The sequence below is a fragment of the Ectobacillus soli genome (genome assembly GCF_042610425.1).
Lineage (GTDB): Bacteria > Bacillota > Bacilli > Bacillales > Bacillaceae_G > Ectobacillus.
The window spans coordinates 84,476-99,886 of sequence record NZ_JBGJZM010000005.1 but is presented as its reverse complement, the minus strand read 5'-3'; the positions used below and the strand labels follow the sequence as shown (position 1 = coordinate 99,886).

13 protein-coding genes and 1 pseudogene are annotated in these 15,411 nt (G+C 38.5%); 11 read left to right on the top strand and 3 right to left on the bottom strand.

Annotated elements, in window-relative coordinates; genetic code table 11:
* The first annotated feature begins 136 nt into the window (after nucleotides 1–136).
* The 6 genes from ACAN53_RS16945 to ACAN53_RS16920 all read left to right on the top strand — a co-directional run bounded on the left by ACAN53_RS16945 (nucleotide 137) and on the right by ACAN53_RS16920 (nucleotide 8,753).
* Complete coding sequence (locus tag ACAN53_RS16945) at nucleotides 137–1,732, top strand: FMN-binding glutamate synthase family protein (RefSeq protein WP_379971338.1); 1,596 nt, start codon at nucleotides 137–139, stop codon at nucleotides 1,730–1,732.
* 276 nt (nucleotides 1,733–2,008) lie between these two features.
* On the top strand, nucleotides 2,009–3,604 hold the full coding sequence (locus ACAN53_RS16940; RefSeq protein WP_379971337.1) for a spore germination protein: 1,596 nt from the start codon (nucleotides 2,009–2,011) through the stop codon (nucleotides 3,602–3,604).
* A 25-nt stretch (nucleotides 3,605–3,629) separates the two neighbouring features.
* Complete coding sequence (locus ACAN53_RS16935; protein WP_379971336.1) at nucleotides 3,630–4,823, top strand: Ger(x)C family spore germination protein; 1,194 nt, start codon at nucleotides 3,630–3,632, stop codon at nucleotides 4,821–4,823.
* A 255-nt stretch (nucleotides 4,824–5,078) separates the two neighbouring features.
* Entirely contained in the window at nucleotides 5,079–6,215 is a 1,137-nt protein-coding gene (locus tag ACAN53_RS16930; protein WP_379971335.1) for a GerAB/ArcD/ProY family transporter, read from the top strand.
* Nucleotides 6,208–7,305: a GerAB/ArcD/ProY family transporter gene (locus tag ACAN53_RS16925; RefSeq protein ID WP_379971334.1), complete on the top strand. Its 1,098-nt coding sequence runs from the start codon at nucleotides 6,208–6,210 to the stop codon at nucleotides 7,303–7,305. The genes ACAN53_RS16930 and ACAN53_RS16925 overlap by 8 nt, the downstream gene beginning before the upstream one ends.
* A 221-nt stretch (nucleotides 7,306–7,526) precedes the next feature.
* Complete coding sequence (locus ACAN53_RS16920) at nucleotides 7,527–8,753, top strand: MFS transporter (protein ID WP_379971333.1); 1,227 nt, start codon at nucleotides 7,527–7,529, stop codon at nucleotides 8,751–8,753.
* Nucleotides 8,754–8,896: 143 nt separating this feature from the next.
* Here the strand turns inward: ACAN53_RS16920 and scfB are convergent, their stop codons facing one another.
* Nucleotides 8,897–10,294, bottom strand: a complete 1,398-nt coding sequence (gene scfB / locus ACAN53_RS16915; protein WP_379971357.1) for a thioether cross-link-forming SCIFF peptide maturase — start codon at nucleotides 10,292–10,294, stop codon at nucleotides 8,897–8,899.
* Nucleotides 10,295–10,365: 71 nt separating this feature from the next.
* On the bottom strand, nucleotides 10,366–10,515 hold the full coding sequence (gene scfA, locus ACAN53_RS16910; protein ID WP_379971331.1) for a six-cysteine ranthipeptide SCIFF: 150 nt from the start codon (nucleotides 10,513–10,515) through the stop codon (nucleotides 10,366–10,368).
* Between the two features lie 387 nt (nucleotides 10,516–10,902).
* Between scfA and ACAN53_RS16905 the strand changes: the two genes are divergently transcribed.
* Nucleotides 10,903–11,670: a MerR family transcriptional regulator gene (locus ACAN53_RS16905; RefSeq protein ID WP_379971330.1), complete on the top strand. Its 768-nt coding sequence runs from the start codon at nucleotides 10,903–10,905 to the stop codon at nucleotides 11,668–11,670.
* A 144-nt stretch (nucleotides 11,671–11,814) separates the two neighbouring features.
* On the opposite strand, the gene ACAN53_RS16900 is transcribed toward ACAN53_RS16905, so the two are convergent.
* Complete coding sequence (locus ACAN53_RS16900) at nucleotides 11,815–12,144, bottom strand: heme oxygenase (protein WP_379971329.1); 330 nt, start codon at nucleotides 12,142–12,144, stop codon at nucleotides 11,815–11,817.
* A gap of 198 nt (nucleotides 12,145–12,342) precedes the next feature.
* On the opposite strand from ACAN53_RS16900, the gene ACAN53_RS16895 reads away from it, so the two are divergent.
* The 4 genes and pseudogenes from ACAN53_RS16895 (at nucleotide 12,343) to ACAN53_RS16880 (ending at nucleotide 15,408) form a co-directional block, all read left to right on the top strand.
* Entirely contained in the window at nucleotides 12,343–12,918 is a 576-nt protein-coding gene (locus ACAN53_RS16895) for a TetR/AcrR family transcriptional regulator (RefSeq protein WP_379971327.1), read from the top strand.
* A 98-nt stretch (nucleotides 12,919–13,016) separates the two neighbouring features.
* On the top strand, nucleotides 13,017–14,138 hold the full coding sequence (locus ACAN53_RS16890) for an ABC transporter permease (RefSeq protein ID WP_379971326.1): 1,122 nt from the start codon (nucleotides 13,017–13,019) through the stop codon (nucleotides 14,136–14,138).
* The gene (locus ACAN53_RS16885; RefSeq protein ID WP_379971356.1) at nucleotides 14,138–14,815 is read left to right on the top strand and encodes an ABC transporter ATP-binding protein; all 678 of its coding nucleotides are present in this window, start codon (nucleotides 14,138–14,140) and stop codon (nucleotides 14,813–14,815) included. The genes ACAN53_RS16890 and ACAN53_RS16885 overlap by 1 nt, the downstream gene beginning before the upstream one ends.
* 199 nt (nucleotides 14,816–15,014) lie before the next feature.
* Nucleotides 15,015–15,408 (top strand): annotated as a pseudogene (locus ACAN53_RS16880) (HPP family protein).
* The last annotated feature ends 3 nt before the right edge of the window (nucleotides 15,409–15,411 follow it).

The following is a 15,411-nucleotide window of genomic DNA, read 5'->3' as shown; positions in this document are numbered from 1 at the left end:
ATGTTACTTTAGTGATTTGAAGGACAAACTGTTAAAAGTTGTTTTCGTACTTTTCCATTCAATAAACATCAAATAATTACAACCTTATTCCATAAACTAGTAAGGAAATTCCCAAAAACATTTGAGGTGAGTGAACATGAATATATCTACCTATTTAATTGTTATTGGATTTATCGTAATTATTCTTTTGCCCGTGGTCATTGCATTGGTAGTAATCAGGTTATATGTAGTGGATATAAGACAAAAACAGCACCCTGTATTACGTAATTATCCAGTCCTCGGAAGAGTGCGGTATTTTCTTGAGAAAATTGGTCCAGAATTACGCCAATATCTCTTCAATAGCGATACAGAAGGCAAGCCTTTTTCACGGGATGATTATGAGCACATTGTGAAAAGTGCAAAGTATAAACGAGATGTGATCGGATATGGTTCGAAACGGGATTTTGAACAAGCTGGTTATTATGTAAGAAATTCGATGTTTCCAAGGCAAATGGATGAATTGAAAATGGATCGGAAAACAAAGATACTAACGAAAAAATATCTTCTGATAAAGGACACTTTATTTACCCAGCGAAAAGAACATCTTGTAGATGAAGAAACACTTTCCTATTTGTTGGAGGATGAAGACGCTGTTATTATTGGAGAAAAAACGGATCATCCTTTCGTGGTTAAGGGGCTTATTGGTATGTCGGCAATGAGTTTTGGGGCTCTTGGAAATCGGGCGATCACAGCATTATCCGAAGGCTTAGGTATAGCAAAGGGTGCCTGGATGAATACAGGTGAAGGTGGACTCTCAGAGTACCATTTAAAAGGGAATGTGGATATTATTATGCAAATTGGTCCTGGGATTTTTGGGGTTCGAGACGAAGCAGGGGACTTTAATTGGGAGGAGTTAAGGAGAAAGAGTGAGATTCCGCAAATTAAAGCTTTTGAACTTAAATTGGCTCAGGGGGCTAAGATCCGTGGAGGACATGTGGACGGTGAAAAGGTAACCCCAGAAATCGCCAAAATTCGTATGGTCGAACCTTATAAATCCATTGACAGCCCCAATCGGTTTCATGAATTTGATAATCTACCAACCTTATTTGACTTTATAGAGCGCATTCGTAACGTTACGAAAAAACCAGTGGGCATTAAAATTGTTATAGGCAGTTACAAGGAAGCCAATGAATTGGCAACGTACATGAAGCAATCAGGAAAAGGTCCGGATTTTATTACCATTGATGGGGGAGAAGGGGGAAGTGGTGCTACCTATCAAGAACTCGCCGACAGTGTGGGCTTACCTATCAAATCAGCTTTACCAATAGTTGATGCCGCACTGCATCATCATGGAGTACGTGATCGTGTAAAGCTTATTGCTTCAGGAAAATTATTTACCCCTGACCGCATTGCTGTGGCATTGGCCATGGGTGCAGACCTAGTTAACATTGCACGAGGGTTCATGATTACAGTAGGTTGCGTGCAGGCATTGAAATGTCATTCTAATGCCTGCCCAGTTGGTGTTGCGACAACGGATCCCTTTCTACAGAAAGCATTGGTTATTGATGAGAAAAAATTTCGCGTGGTTAACTACATTGTCACCTTACGTGAAGGCCTTTTTCGTTTAGCTGCAGCAACGGGTCTGGAATCGCCCAATCAATTTGCAAGGGAACATATAATATTTAAAGATGAAAAAGGGGTTGTGCAATCCTTCGAAGATATTCATCAGTCTATTATGCAAAGAATCATATAATTTTTTTACTAACGATTTGATTACCTCTTAAGATTTCGTTATCTTAAGAGGTGATTTTTTTGTCTCAACGTAAGCGATTGAATCAAATAGGGACCCAATATGCCTGGATGTGGCACTTATCTCAAGAGCAATAACAATTAGTTATAAACATCCATATTTTAAAAAATATATCAGAGTTCACATGCATTAAAAAATGAAGTACGGAAAATATTAAATAACGATATTTAGTTTAATTTCCATGTTTTATTAAAAGTGAATTTGAGAGGGGGAACAGGAATGAGCTTATTTCACTCTAAGAAACAGAATATTAAACGGAAAAACTCTCGAAGTTCTTCTAGTGAAAATGTAATATCGAATGAACCTCTCTCCGGTATATTTACAGATGATTTGCAGAAGATCATGAAAACCTTCGAAAAAAGTTCAGATGTTGTAGTTCGAGAATTTAGTATTGGAAAGGATGAAATGATTAAGGCAGCCATTGTCTATACAGATGGTTTAGCGGATACGACCTCTATTCAAAACGTTATTCTCGAGTCATTAATGATGGAAACAAAACAATTGGAGAACTCGAAAGAGAACGTTATGCATGAAAAAGTTTTTAATAGGGTTAAAAATTGCATTTTAACCATTGGAGAAATAAAGGAAATCACAGATTTCGAGGCACTGTTCACATCTATCTTATCAGGAAATACAATTATTTTGATTGATGGTTTTAGAGAGGCAATTAGTGCTTCAACAGCTGGCTGGGAGGATCGAGTTGTCTCTGAACCTACTTCTCAGACAGTCGTTCGTGGACCCCGCGAAGGATTTTCGGAAAACATTCGAACGAATACAGCACTTGTTCGCAGAAAAATTAAAGATTCCAACCTTTATTGTGAACAAAAGCAAATTGGTCGTGTAACAAAAACAAATATTGCTGTCATGTATATAAAAGGAATCGTGAATGATAAGGTTGTGCAGGAAGTACATACACGCTTGGACAGAATTGATATTGATGGAATTTTAGAAAGTGGTTATATCGAAGAATTAATTCAAGATGAAGCCTATACTCCCTTCCCAACCATTTTTAATTCGGAACGTCCTGATGTAGTTGCAGCTTGTCTCCTTGAGGGCCGGGTTGCCATTCTTGTTGATGGAACGCCTTTTGTTCTTATTGTCCCCTCTTTATTTATACAGAGCTTCCAGGTAGCAGAAGATTATTACCAGCGAGCAGATGTAAGCAGTCTTCTTAGAATGCTACGAATGATTTGTTTCTTAATTGCATTGCTAGGACCATCCTTTTATATTGCGGTTACTACCTATCATCAGGAAATGTTACCAACACCCCTTTTAATCAGTTTGGCTGCACAACGAGAGGGGGTTCCCTTTCCAGCTTTCGTTGAAGCAGTTATTATGGAGATTACTTTTGAGATTCTGCGCGAGGCTGGCATTCGAATGCCAAGGGCAGTAGGACAAGCCGTATCAATTGTTGGTGCCTTGGTACTTGGTCAAGCTGCCGTTGCGGCGGGAATTGTTTCTGCTTCCATGGTTATTGTTGTTTCAATTACGGCAATCGCAAATTTTGTTTTCCCTGCTTACAATATGGCAATTTCTGTACGAATGCTACGATTTCTCATGATGATGTTGGCTGCTTCGTTTGGGGTGTATGGAATCACGATTGGGATGTTAGCTCTCTTACTTCATTTAAATTCCTTACGTTCTTTCGGCGTTCCTTATATGGCTCCGTTCGGCCCGTTTATTCCTGATGATGTGAAAGATACCATTTTTCGGTTTCCACAGGGGAGCTTATTAACTCGCCCGAGGTTAATTAGCCAAAAAAATATAAAACGTAATGCAAACCCGAATAAAGCCAAGCCGGAACCTAGAAAATAGCTTCAATTGCAAAGGATGAGATGAAATGAGTAAGATTTCATGGCTATTGATCGTTGCTCTTTGTCTACCTCTTCTTACAGGATGCTGGAATAGAAGGGAATTAAACGAGCTAGCTCTAGTTGTAGCTATGTCAATTGATAAATCAGGTGATCAATACATGGTAACGGCTCAAGTAGTTGACCCCGGTGAGGTGTCCTCAAACGCAAGAGGAGGAAGTAGAGCACCTATTACTACTTATACTGATAAAGGAAAACATGTCTTTGAGGCAGTCCGAAGAATGACGACGGTTACCCCAAGAAAATTGTATTTTTCCCATCTTCAAATGCTTGTTATTAGTGAAGAAGTCGCTAAAGAAGGGATTAACAATATATTAGACTTTTTTACGAGAGACTCTGAATTTCGTAAGAATTTTTATATCGTTGTTTCTAAGGATATTCAAGCAAATGAAATCCTTAAAAATTTGACTTCTATAGAAAAAATTCCAGCACAAAAAATGCGTTCTTCTCTTGAAACGTCAGAAAAAGCATGGGCGCCAACTGTAGCTATCCAGTTGGATGAGCTTATATCCTCTTTAACGAGTGACGGGAATAACCCTGTACTTACAGGTATCTCTATACAGGGAAATGCTGATAATGGGCAATTGATGAATAATGTGCAGAGAATTGAGCCTTTTGCTCGTTTAAAATATAAAAACATAGCTATTTTTAAGAAGGATAAATTAATTGGATGGCTTAACGAAAAGGAGAGTAAGGGCTTTAATTTTATTAAAAACAACGTGAGCAGTACAGTGGGTCATATGCCGTGTGGTAATAAAGAGACGATGGTTTTAGAAATTATGCGATCGAAAGCAAAAGTGAAAGCAAAGGTTATAAACGGAAAACCCGAAATTACAATTAATGTTAAAGCGGAAGCAGATATTGGGGAAGTTGCTTGTCACATCGATTTAACAAAACCGGAATCTATTAAGAAACTAGAGATTAATGCTGCAAAAGTGAATGTGGATCTTCTTAATACAGCTATAAAAAAAGCGAAAGATTTAGGTGTAGATATTTTTGGGATTGGGGAAGTCGTTCATCGTGCTAACCCTAAAGCATGGAAAGATTTAAAAAAGAATTGGGACCAAGAGTTTGTTCAACTGCCAATTACCATTCATTCGGAATTTAAAATTAAACGGACAGGTAAAGTGAATCAATCGTTTCTTGAAAAAGTAAAGGAGTAAAAAATCTGTGTTATTGTGCATTGCAATCTTTATAGTAGCTATCTTACTTGCTTTTTATGAAATACCGCCAATGTTAGAGAAATCTTTACTAAAAGAATGCGTTGTGTTTAGCGTATTACTCTTATTAGGCACCGCATTAATGATGGCTTTCGCTTTAGATGTTAATTTACCAAATCCCTCAGAAGGGCTTTTGATTATCCTTAAGCCCTTGATGAACTTGATTGATTATCTATTGGGGTAGGGGAGGAAAAAAGAATGCCGGAACAAGGAAAGATATCTATTAGTCAATTTACAACTTTGGTATTGCTTTTTATGGTTGGTACATCTACCTCATTATCTCCTTATATAGTAGTAAATTTGGCAAAGCAGGATGCTTGGATTTCGGCCCTTGTCGGCATCGGCTTGGGATTCCTACTGGCACTACTTTATGGAATTCTTGTGCGACGTTATCCTAAGATGACATTGATTGAAACCAGTGAAACTATATTAGGAAAATGGATTGGGAAAATCGTATCGTTTCTCTTCTTCTTGTATTTTTTAATTCTTACATCAGGTTTGGTTCGAGTGATTGGTGATTTTATAACGACGAATCTTATGCCTGAAACCCCGATTCAGGCTATTGAAATTATTTTTATTTTAACTGTTATTTTTGCAGTGCGTCTTGGTCTTGAAACTTTTTCTCGGACTTCTGAAATCATTCTTCCAACGATTTTTCTTTTTTTTCTTTTCACGATCCTCTTTCTAATACCTGAAATTAGGTTTGAGAATATAGCGCCTATTCTAGAGGATGGTATCAAACCAGTCTTAAGGGGAGCTTTTCAATTACTTGGTGTTCCTATCTTGGATATAGTCATCTTATTAATGATAACGCCTTATGTGGATACACCTAAACAGATTGGAAAGGCCTTAATCATTGCGACTATGCTGGGTGGTATTTTCATATTCCTTATTATCATTTTTTCTATTCTTGTTCTCGGACCTGATTCAACCTCCAATCTGAATTATCCTATTTATGCTCTAGCACAAAAAATAAATATCGGTAATTTTATTCAAAGAGTTGAAGTTTTAGCTGGAGGTATTCTCTTCATTTCTATGTTTATAAAAACCACCATTTGTTTTTATTCCATGGCATTAAGCTTAGCTCAAATATTTCGATTGAAAAAGTACGAGATGTTAACCTTTCCTTTAGGGATGATTGTCCTGGTCCTTTCAATCATTTTGTTTCCGAATATCATTTATTTTAATAGGTTCATCCTAAAAGCATGGACACCTTTCGTACTTATTTACGGATTGATTTTACCAGTTATGTTACTTGTAGTTGACACAGTTAAGAAGCGATTCAAAAAAAGAAATACAGATTCGATTAGGAAGCAGGGTCATTCAAATGGATAAAGAAAAGATTAGTCCCTTTCAATTATTTTGTCTCATGTATTTATTTGAACTTGGAAGTTCTATTGTGGTTGGTGTCGGCTTGCAAGCAAAGCAGGATGCCTGGTTGGCAATTCTATTGGGGATGATGAGCGGACTGGTTTTATTTCTAATCTATAGTTATCTTTTTTTTCGATTTCCGAATCAAACTTTAATTGGGTACATACCAAAACTAGTTGGCAAGTATATAGGAATTCCTCTATCCTTTATCTATGTTTTATACTTCCTTTATATTGCGGCAAGGGTATTAAGAGATTTCGGAGATTTGTTAATCACCTCAACTTTGCGTCAAACACCATTACTTGTTGTAAACGGTTTGATGATCCTCTTAATTAGTTTCGGTATAGCTAAGGGGATAGAGGGAATCGGAAGAACAAGTGAACTTGTTTTTTTACTGATATCTTTATTAGGCTTTATTGGAATTATTGTCATTGTATTTTCAGGGATTGTCAAAATCGAAAATTTGTTGCCATTTTTCGAGAACGGGTGGAAACCGATCCTTTCTACTGTGTTTAAACAAACCTATACGTTTCCGTTTGGCGAAATGGTTGTATTTACTATGATTCTCCCCTATTTGAATAAACCTCACTTGGGGAGAAGAGTTGGACTCTTTGCTATGCTTGCTAGTGGAATAGTCCTAAGTGTAACGATTGCAATTGAAATATCCATCCTTGGACCAATTGCTGTAGCTGCAAATCAGTTTCCCTTACTTGAGACCATTTCTAGAGTAAATATAGCAAACTTTATCCAGAGGCTAGACGTGATTGTTGTCGCCACTTTAATTCTAGGTGTTTTTATTAAAATTATGATCTTTTTCTATGCAGGTTTTGTTGGAGTTGTTGAAATATTCCACTTAACAAAGAAAAATCACATTACGTATTGTATTCTTGCTCTTAGTGTACTTATCTTAATTTCATCAATTAAAATTGCAAGCAATTTTACAGAACATATTCAAATTGGATTAAAGTGGGTTCCTCTTTATCTCCACTTACCTTTGCAAACCGGTGTTCCACTCATTTTATTCATTATTGCTTTAATTCGAAAAGTCACTTGAAAAATATCCACATGAGTATATCTTTCACCTGCCAGAATATACAAAGTTAAACATCCCTGAAAAAGGCATAAATGATCAGAAAAATTCAAAAAATATCAATTGTGTCAAGTAAGCGCACTCAATATGGAGGTTTATTGGCTATTTCGTGAAGTGTCTTGTTTTGCCATTGGTGTAGTATATACTTTACCTTGCATATAATATAACTAACAGTAGGTGATATTATGGATACTATTAATCATACAAGAAAAGGTTATTTTATGATGGCTGTGTTATGGCTTGCTTACGTAACCTTTGCAATGAACTGGGTGGCAGGATCTTCTTTGACACCGCAAATTACAAAATTCTTCTTTGGCGGTCCAGTAAGTCCTGTTATTTCTCAATTGGTGAATTATTCGATTACAACAGCTCGTGTGTTTGCCAACATATTAGCAGCGGTTGTGCTAATGAAATTAGGACCTAAGAAAGCCGCTGGTACGGCAATTGGACTATTAATGATGGGGATTGTTGCAATTTATCTGCCTAACTACTGGGCGTATACGGTAGCAAGAATGGTAATGGCTGTAGGCGGCTCTATGGTTATCGTTTATATGAACCCTGTAGTTGCTCACTATGTAACAAACTCAAAGGTAAAGCTACGTATTAATGCAGCGAATACGGTTTCCTATAATTCGGGTGCATTTATTGTAGCTATCTTATTTACACTTTTTTCTAAACAAATGGTTTCCAACTGGCGTTTCACATTAACATGCTTTGCTGCTTTGACGATTGTGATGTTCGTTGCTTGGCTTTGGAAGGCAGAAAGCTTTGAAACACAAGATAATAATGATGGACAAGCTGAGTCATACGGTTATAAGGATGCGATTAAGGATGGGTTCTTATGGCGTTATGGTCTAGCATTTGCTTCTTTCTTAACCTTATATGTTTTATCACTTGTAAGTTTCAAAACGGTTTTTGAGCAATATACCTTATTAAATGGTTCTGTTACAAACTTATTGATTTCAGGATTTGGGATTATCGGAACATTTGCTGGGATTGCGATTGGAAATAGAGATATGCCGAGAAAGCCAATTCTTATATTATCCGGAATTGGAATGGTTGGAACATTTGCTCTTGCTTTAGTGTTTGCAAGTTCCATTCCATCTCTTTCTTACATTTTAATTGCTTTGTCTGGATTTTTCATGTACATTCAGTACCCAATCTTTTTGAATCTTCCGCACGAATTAAAAGGAATGACACCGCAAAGATTGACGATTATGTTCGGTTTATTCTGGGCACTTGCTTATGCAGGGCAAACAATCGCGACAATCATTTGGAGTTACATTCTAGGTAGCGCAGGCTACGTACCATCTATGATTTTCTTTATTGCTTTTTCTACTATATATATCTTTATGGCAGCTACCTTCCCAGAAACAAGACAAAAGGGCGGGGTAAGCAAGAAGGTCGCTTAATCGAATTTTATATCATGTTTTTTCTGGCGGGAACAGCTCACTCTATTTTTGAGGCTGTTCTTTTTTGTGATGTAGTAGCTATGATCCAAATAAAACCTTACCCGGGGTTTGCGGTAAGGTTTCATAGAATTCATATGTTTGTATTAAGCTTGCTCATCCGTTTCCATCTCTTTTATAGATTCAGCAACCTTCAACATCATCGAGCATTCGATTCGTTTGCGGAAGATGTCGCAGCTGAAGTCGTACGTTCCATTTAGGGAGCCGGTTGCGTGTAGTGCGTTGGCCGGGCAACCGCCGCTGCAGTAGAGCTTTGCCCAGCAGTTCTGACATTCTGGTTTTGAGTAGCAGTTACTTTCTTTGAATTGGGCTTGAATGTCTGGTTTTGTGATTCCGTCCCAGATGTTTCCCATGCTGTATGCTGCATCACCGACAAACTGGTGGCAAGGGAAGAGCTCGCCCCATGGTGTGACAGCGAGATATTCGGTTCCGGATCCGCAACCTGAAATTCTCTTTTGGATGCAAGGGCCTTCGGATAGGTCAAGCATGTAATGGTAGAAGGTGAAGCCATTTCCGTTTTCACCGCGTGTGAGCATTTCCTTGGCGAGAATTTCATATTGGTTGTAGATCTCAGGGAGGTCCTTCTCGGTGAGTGCATACGGTTCCTTTGGATGACAGATGACCGGTTCCATGGAGAGCTTGTCAAAGCCAAGGTCAGCGATATGAAAGATGTCATTGGTAAAGTCAACGTTGTTACCGGTGTAGGTTCCACGTACGTAATATTCTTTGTCTCCGCGCTTTTCAATAAAGCTTTGGAACTTGGGAACGATATGATCGTAGCTTCCTTTTCCGTTCACGGTTTTACGAAGTAGGTCATGGACCTCTCTTCTTCCGTCAAGGCTAAGTACGACATTGTACATTTCTTGATTTAAGAATTCAGTAACTTCGTCATCGAGTAGCATTCCGTTTGTTGTGAAAGTGAAGCGGAATGTCTTTTTGTACTCTTTTTCTTTGCTTCTTGCGTAAGCGACAATTTGTTTGACAACCTTCCAGGCCATGAGTGGCTCGCCCCCGAAGAAGTCGATGTCGAGGTTTCGGTGATGGCCCGAATTGTCTAATAAGTAATCGATAGCCCTTTGTCCAATCTCATAGCTCATGATGGCTCTGTCTCCGTTGTATTTCCCTTGGCTGGCAAAGCAGTATTCGCAGGATAGATTACATGTGTGCGCAACATTAAGGCAGAGCGCCTTTATATACGTTTGGCGATTTCGCAAATCTATGGAGAGGTCCTTAAACTCATCTTCAGTAAAGAGTTGTCCCTCTAGTTTTAGTTCCGCAATATCTGCGATTGTTTGACGAATGTCTTCCACGGTGACGCTAGAATCAAATGTATATTTGTCCATCATCATAATCATGATTGATTCTGCAGGCATATTTTCATAAAGCGATATGATTTCGTAGGCAAGGTCGTCGACCACATGCACCGATCCGCTGTAGGTGTCGAGCACGATGTTATATCCATTTAATTTATATTGATGTATCACTTTGATCACCAAACTCTCCAAAAAATTGCCGCCCATCTGTATGGAAGCATGGGCGGTATCTGTTTTGTTTCTTATCTGTTCTGTGTGTTTTCACACGTTTGATTTGCAACGCCGCAAGACGTTTTGCAAGCGGACTGGCAAGATGTTTGGCATGCTCCGCATCCGCCGTGCTTTGCAGTTTCCTTCAGCTTCCGAGTGCTTAGTGTTAGAATTCTCTTCAAGATGAATAGCCTCCTTTTTAATATTTTATTAGAAAAACAAAATCCATAAAATATGAATTGATTCACATTTATTCCTATCGATATTTTAACAATCCATTAAAGTTCCGTCAATTATTTACGGGACTTATAAATCAAGGAAATTTGAGTAGATTCAAACAAGAATAGATGAGGGCGGTTTTATGACTATGCCATAGTGAAAATAGTTAAAATTACTATTTTAAGAAAATAGTTTCTAGGAGCGTGAGAGAGTTGATTCCGTTATCCTCCATTCTTATGGTTTGATTTTTTAAAATCAAATAGCAATACTAGTGTATATGATGATGAAAATCCCTCTTTACATTCTCGTTACGTAAAGGTTTATAGTCATGATGTCAGGGAGATGAGGGTATGGAGTATACGGTGCAAATGTTGGCAAAGCTAGCTGGGGTTACGAGCAGGACGCTTCGATATTATGATGAAATTGGGATTCTCAAGCCGGCGAGAATCAATTCGTCAGGGTACCGGATTTATAGTCAGGTGGAAGTAGATCAGTTGCAACAAATATTATTTTACCGCGAGCTTGATGTGGATTTGGAAACGATTAAGAATATCATATTTTCTCCTGCCTTCGATGACAGAAAAGCATTGGAAGAGCATCGTGAAAGGCTTCTGACAAAGCGAAAACAGCTAGACGTTTTGCTTACGAATGTAGAGAAGACGTTAGCGGTAAGAGAAGGGAGAATAATGATGAGTGATCGTGAAAAGTTTGAAGGATTTAAACAACAGCTAATAGATGAGAACGAAAAGAAGTATGGCAAGGAAGTAAGAGAGAAATATGGGGACGAACAAGTTAGTCGTTCGAACGAAAAGATAAAAGGGATGTCAGAGGAGAAATACCGAGAGGCTGAAAATCTTGGGGGGCAGGTTTTGGAGGTACTGAACAAAGCATTTGTTACCGGTGATCCTGCCGGCGAATTGGCGCAGCAGGCAGCTGATTTGCACCGGCAGTGGCTCTGTTATTTCTGGAATCAGTATACGAAGGAAGCACATGCAGGTGTCGCACAGATGTATGTCGACGACGAACGATTTACTGCGTATTATGAGAAAACGCATAAAGGCGCTGCGCAGTTTTTGCGCGACGCGGTATGGATTTATACTGGGATGAAAACGAAATAAAGATGGGAAGGTGCTCAGGGAAAAGTGAGCGCCTTTTTTGATGGGTGAGAAGGGAGTGTGCTTGGGGAGGTGGAAAAGGCGGTAGTATAGGAACGAAAGCGAGAATAAAAAAAGAGGGATGAGCCCTCCTTCTTGTTTTTACTGTTACTTACCTTGAAGCGCTGCTACTACTTCAGCGATAACGATTTGGCTACCGAGTAGCGGTGATTCTGCTTGCGTGCTGCCACTGTCTTTGGCTGGACGGCTATGTGCTGCTTTGAATGCATCGCTTTCACGCCACACGCGGAAATGTTCAAGTGTATCCCAGTACATGTTTACACTCATTTCATCATATTCTTCAAAATCTTTACATACCGCAACTTCTACTTTTAGAAATCCTTCGAATGTTTCTAGAACACCTGGACGTGTAAAATTAGGTGCCATTCTTTCAGCAAATCCTTTTTTTACTTTAATGCGATTTGTGACGATATACATATACGAGCGCCCCTTTTTACAAAATTTTTATAGCTATAAATCGTACTATTCTTCCTTATGGTAACATGTTTCACGTAATAGTTACAAAACTGTAACCTCACGCCTGTGCTGTATTTTTATTCTGTACAAAAGTGCTAGTATTTTGATGAAAGCAAGGTGTAAAATGAAGGCACTGTGTAAGGATGAGGGGTGAGTGAAGTGGCTAGGGAGCGAAAGTTTACAACGAAAGAGATATTCACATTGACGAAGCAACTACTTCTTAAGGTTGGCTATGAAGGATTTACCATTAGTTTATTGGCAGAAAGTATGGCTGTTTCACGTGCAGCTATTTATAAATATTATACGAACAAAGAAGAACTGATTATGGATTTCATGCTGGAAGAAATGAATGAAATAGTTGAGGAAATCGGAAGGATTGATTCGGAGGCTACTTTTATAGAGCAGTTGGATCAGCTCATTCATAAGATCTTTCAATACAAAGATCTTCACCAAATGCTTGGGGCAGCGAGTCAGATTGATAGTAGGGGAATGAATACTATCATCAAAAAGAAAGAGAAATTGGAGCAATTGCATTTTGGGATGTATCGTCCTTTGCAAGGGATAATCGAACGCGGGAAGAAAGAAGGGTTTCTCGTTGATTCTCTTTCGAATGAAATGATCATTGGATTTATCTTTCAAACCATTGATATACCAAATCATACCGGTGTACCAGCTGATACGTTTATGCAGGCAGTAAAACAAATGATTCTCCATGGGATTTCCAATAAACAATAGGTGACAGATGTGTAACTTATGTGTATACTCATGTATGCGTGAAACTTTTTTTTACCAAAAGTGACGGATGTGTAACTTTTAAAAAAGGAGGAGATTCGATGTTTTTAGGTTGGAAAGAAATGCAGCGTTCGAAACTACGCTATTTCATGATTGGTTTTATTATTGTTCTCATTGCATGGCTTGTATTCATTCTTTCCGGGCTTGGGAATGGTCTATCCACATTAAGTGCGGCAAGCGTCAAAAATATGAATGCGGATTATGTTGTATATCAAAAGGGAGCAGGTGCTACCTTTAGTAAATCCCTTCTTTCTGAATCGTTAGCGCAAGATATAAAGAAACAAGATAATGTGAAAGATGTAGCCGCCTTTGGTGCTGCAATGGGTGCTATTTCGAAAGAAAAAATGGATAATTCAGCAGATAAAACGGATATTGCCCTTCTTGGTATCGAGCCAGGCTCATTTTTAGAACCAAAAATAGTTGAAGGCGTAGCGTTAGATGCCTCCATTAAAAATGGTGTGCTTGCAAACAAGACATTAAAGGATAAAGGATATAAACTTGGCGATACGGTCGTTGCGTCTGGTTCGAAGGAAAGCTTCAAAATTATTGGATTTGTGGAAAACCAAACGTACAATCACTTACCTGCCCTTTTTGCAACAATGGAAGAGTGGCGCACCTATCAATTTGCAGCTCCAGGTGCCAATAATGGAATAAAAGACGTTGTCAATGCAATTGTTGTGCAGGGGACGAAAGTGGATGCTGCCAATATAGATAAGCAAATAAGTGGAATTGAAACGGCAACGAAGGCAAAGGCGGTACAAGGTATGCCTGGATATAAAGAAGAAAATGGAACCATTACGATGATGCTTGCTTTTCTCGTTGTCATCTCTGCTTTTGTTATTGCAGTATTCTTCTATGTACTTACTCTTCAAAAATCAAACCAATTTGGCGTCATGAAAGCGATTGGTGCAAGCAATCGCTTCTTAGTACGCACGATTGTTTCACAGGTGTTTGTTCTATCATTTATTAGTATCGCAATTGGGGTAATTTTAACGTATTTGACGGCTCTTATTTTCCCGAAAGAAATGCCATTTAGCTTAGATGCCAAAATGGTATTCATATACAGTCTTGTATTATTACTCATTAGTGTAGTAAGTTCCCTTGTATCAGTACGACGCGTTACAAAAATCGACCCACTAACTGCTCTAGGGAGGGTAGAATGATGATTGGATTACAAATGAAGAATGTTACAAAGATGTACCAGGAGGGTGACTCTACGGTCACAGCATTAGACAACGTTTCGTTAGCGGTTGAACCAGGAGAGTTTATTGCGATTGTTGGTCCGTCAGGCTCAGGAAAAAGTACGTTTCTTTCTATTGCAGGTGCCTTGTTGCAACCAACACAAGGAGAAGTTATTTTAAATGATATCAATATAGCCAAAATGAGTGATAAACAGCTCTCAAGCGTGCGTCTAAATGAAATTGGATTTATTCTTCAAACATCTAATCTCATTCCTTACTTGAAAGTGATTGATCAATTGTTGATCGTTAAGAAAATGGCGGGGAGTGTAACAAAGGACGACCGAGCATTTGCTATTAAATTGTTAACTGAACTAGGATTAGAAGATAAATTAAATAAGTTTCCAAATGAATTATCTGGCGGCGAACGTCAGCGCGTTGCCATTGCACGTGCTTTTGTGAATGATTCGAATTTGATTCTAGCAGATGAACCGACAGCAAGCTTAGATTCTCACCGCGCACATGAAGTTGTTGAGCTCATTGCAAAAGAAGTAAAAGCACGGAATAAAGCTGCTATTATGGTTACGCATGATGAACGGATGCTTGCATACTGTGATAAGGTGTATCAAATGGAAGACGGCGTACTTACGGTTAGAAAATAAGAAACAAAGAAAGCATGTCTCGAACGTAACGTTTGGGGCGTGCTTTTTTTTTAGCGTTTTGTCTTATCTCGTATTTTATACTAACTGTCCATATAATAAGAAAATGGTTAGAAAAAGAATGGAAAGGAGTAAAGGAACTATGACTGACAGGTTATTTTAGGCGATGTAAAGTAAAATGTAAATAAAAGGAGGGAGAATGATGAGTGATTTAGAAATAGTAAAGCAGAAACAAGCCCATCATTTTATAACAAAAATGAAAGGGAAGGGGAGAAGTCCCTTACAGGTAAATGCAAAAGATGTAATAACGGGACTAGTCGGTGGATTTGTAACAATTTTGATATTAGCGCTTTTAACAAATATGACAAATGCCGTTTGGCTAATGAGCTTAGCTGTAGGATTAGCAAATGCAAGTATGATGATGACAAGAACAACACATTCCCCAGCAGGAGCAGACCCACTTGCTGTGATAATGGGGGGATAGCTTTAGTTACTTGCTTATGCCAATCCTCCTTGGGTCGGTAATGATTGTTTTCACAGCGCTAATCATTAATAACTTACGAGACACCCGGCAGTACCCAACCTTTTGGCTATGAAAT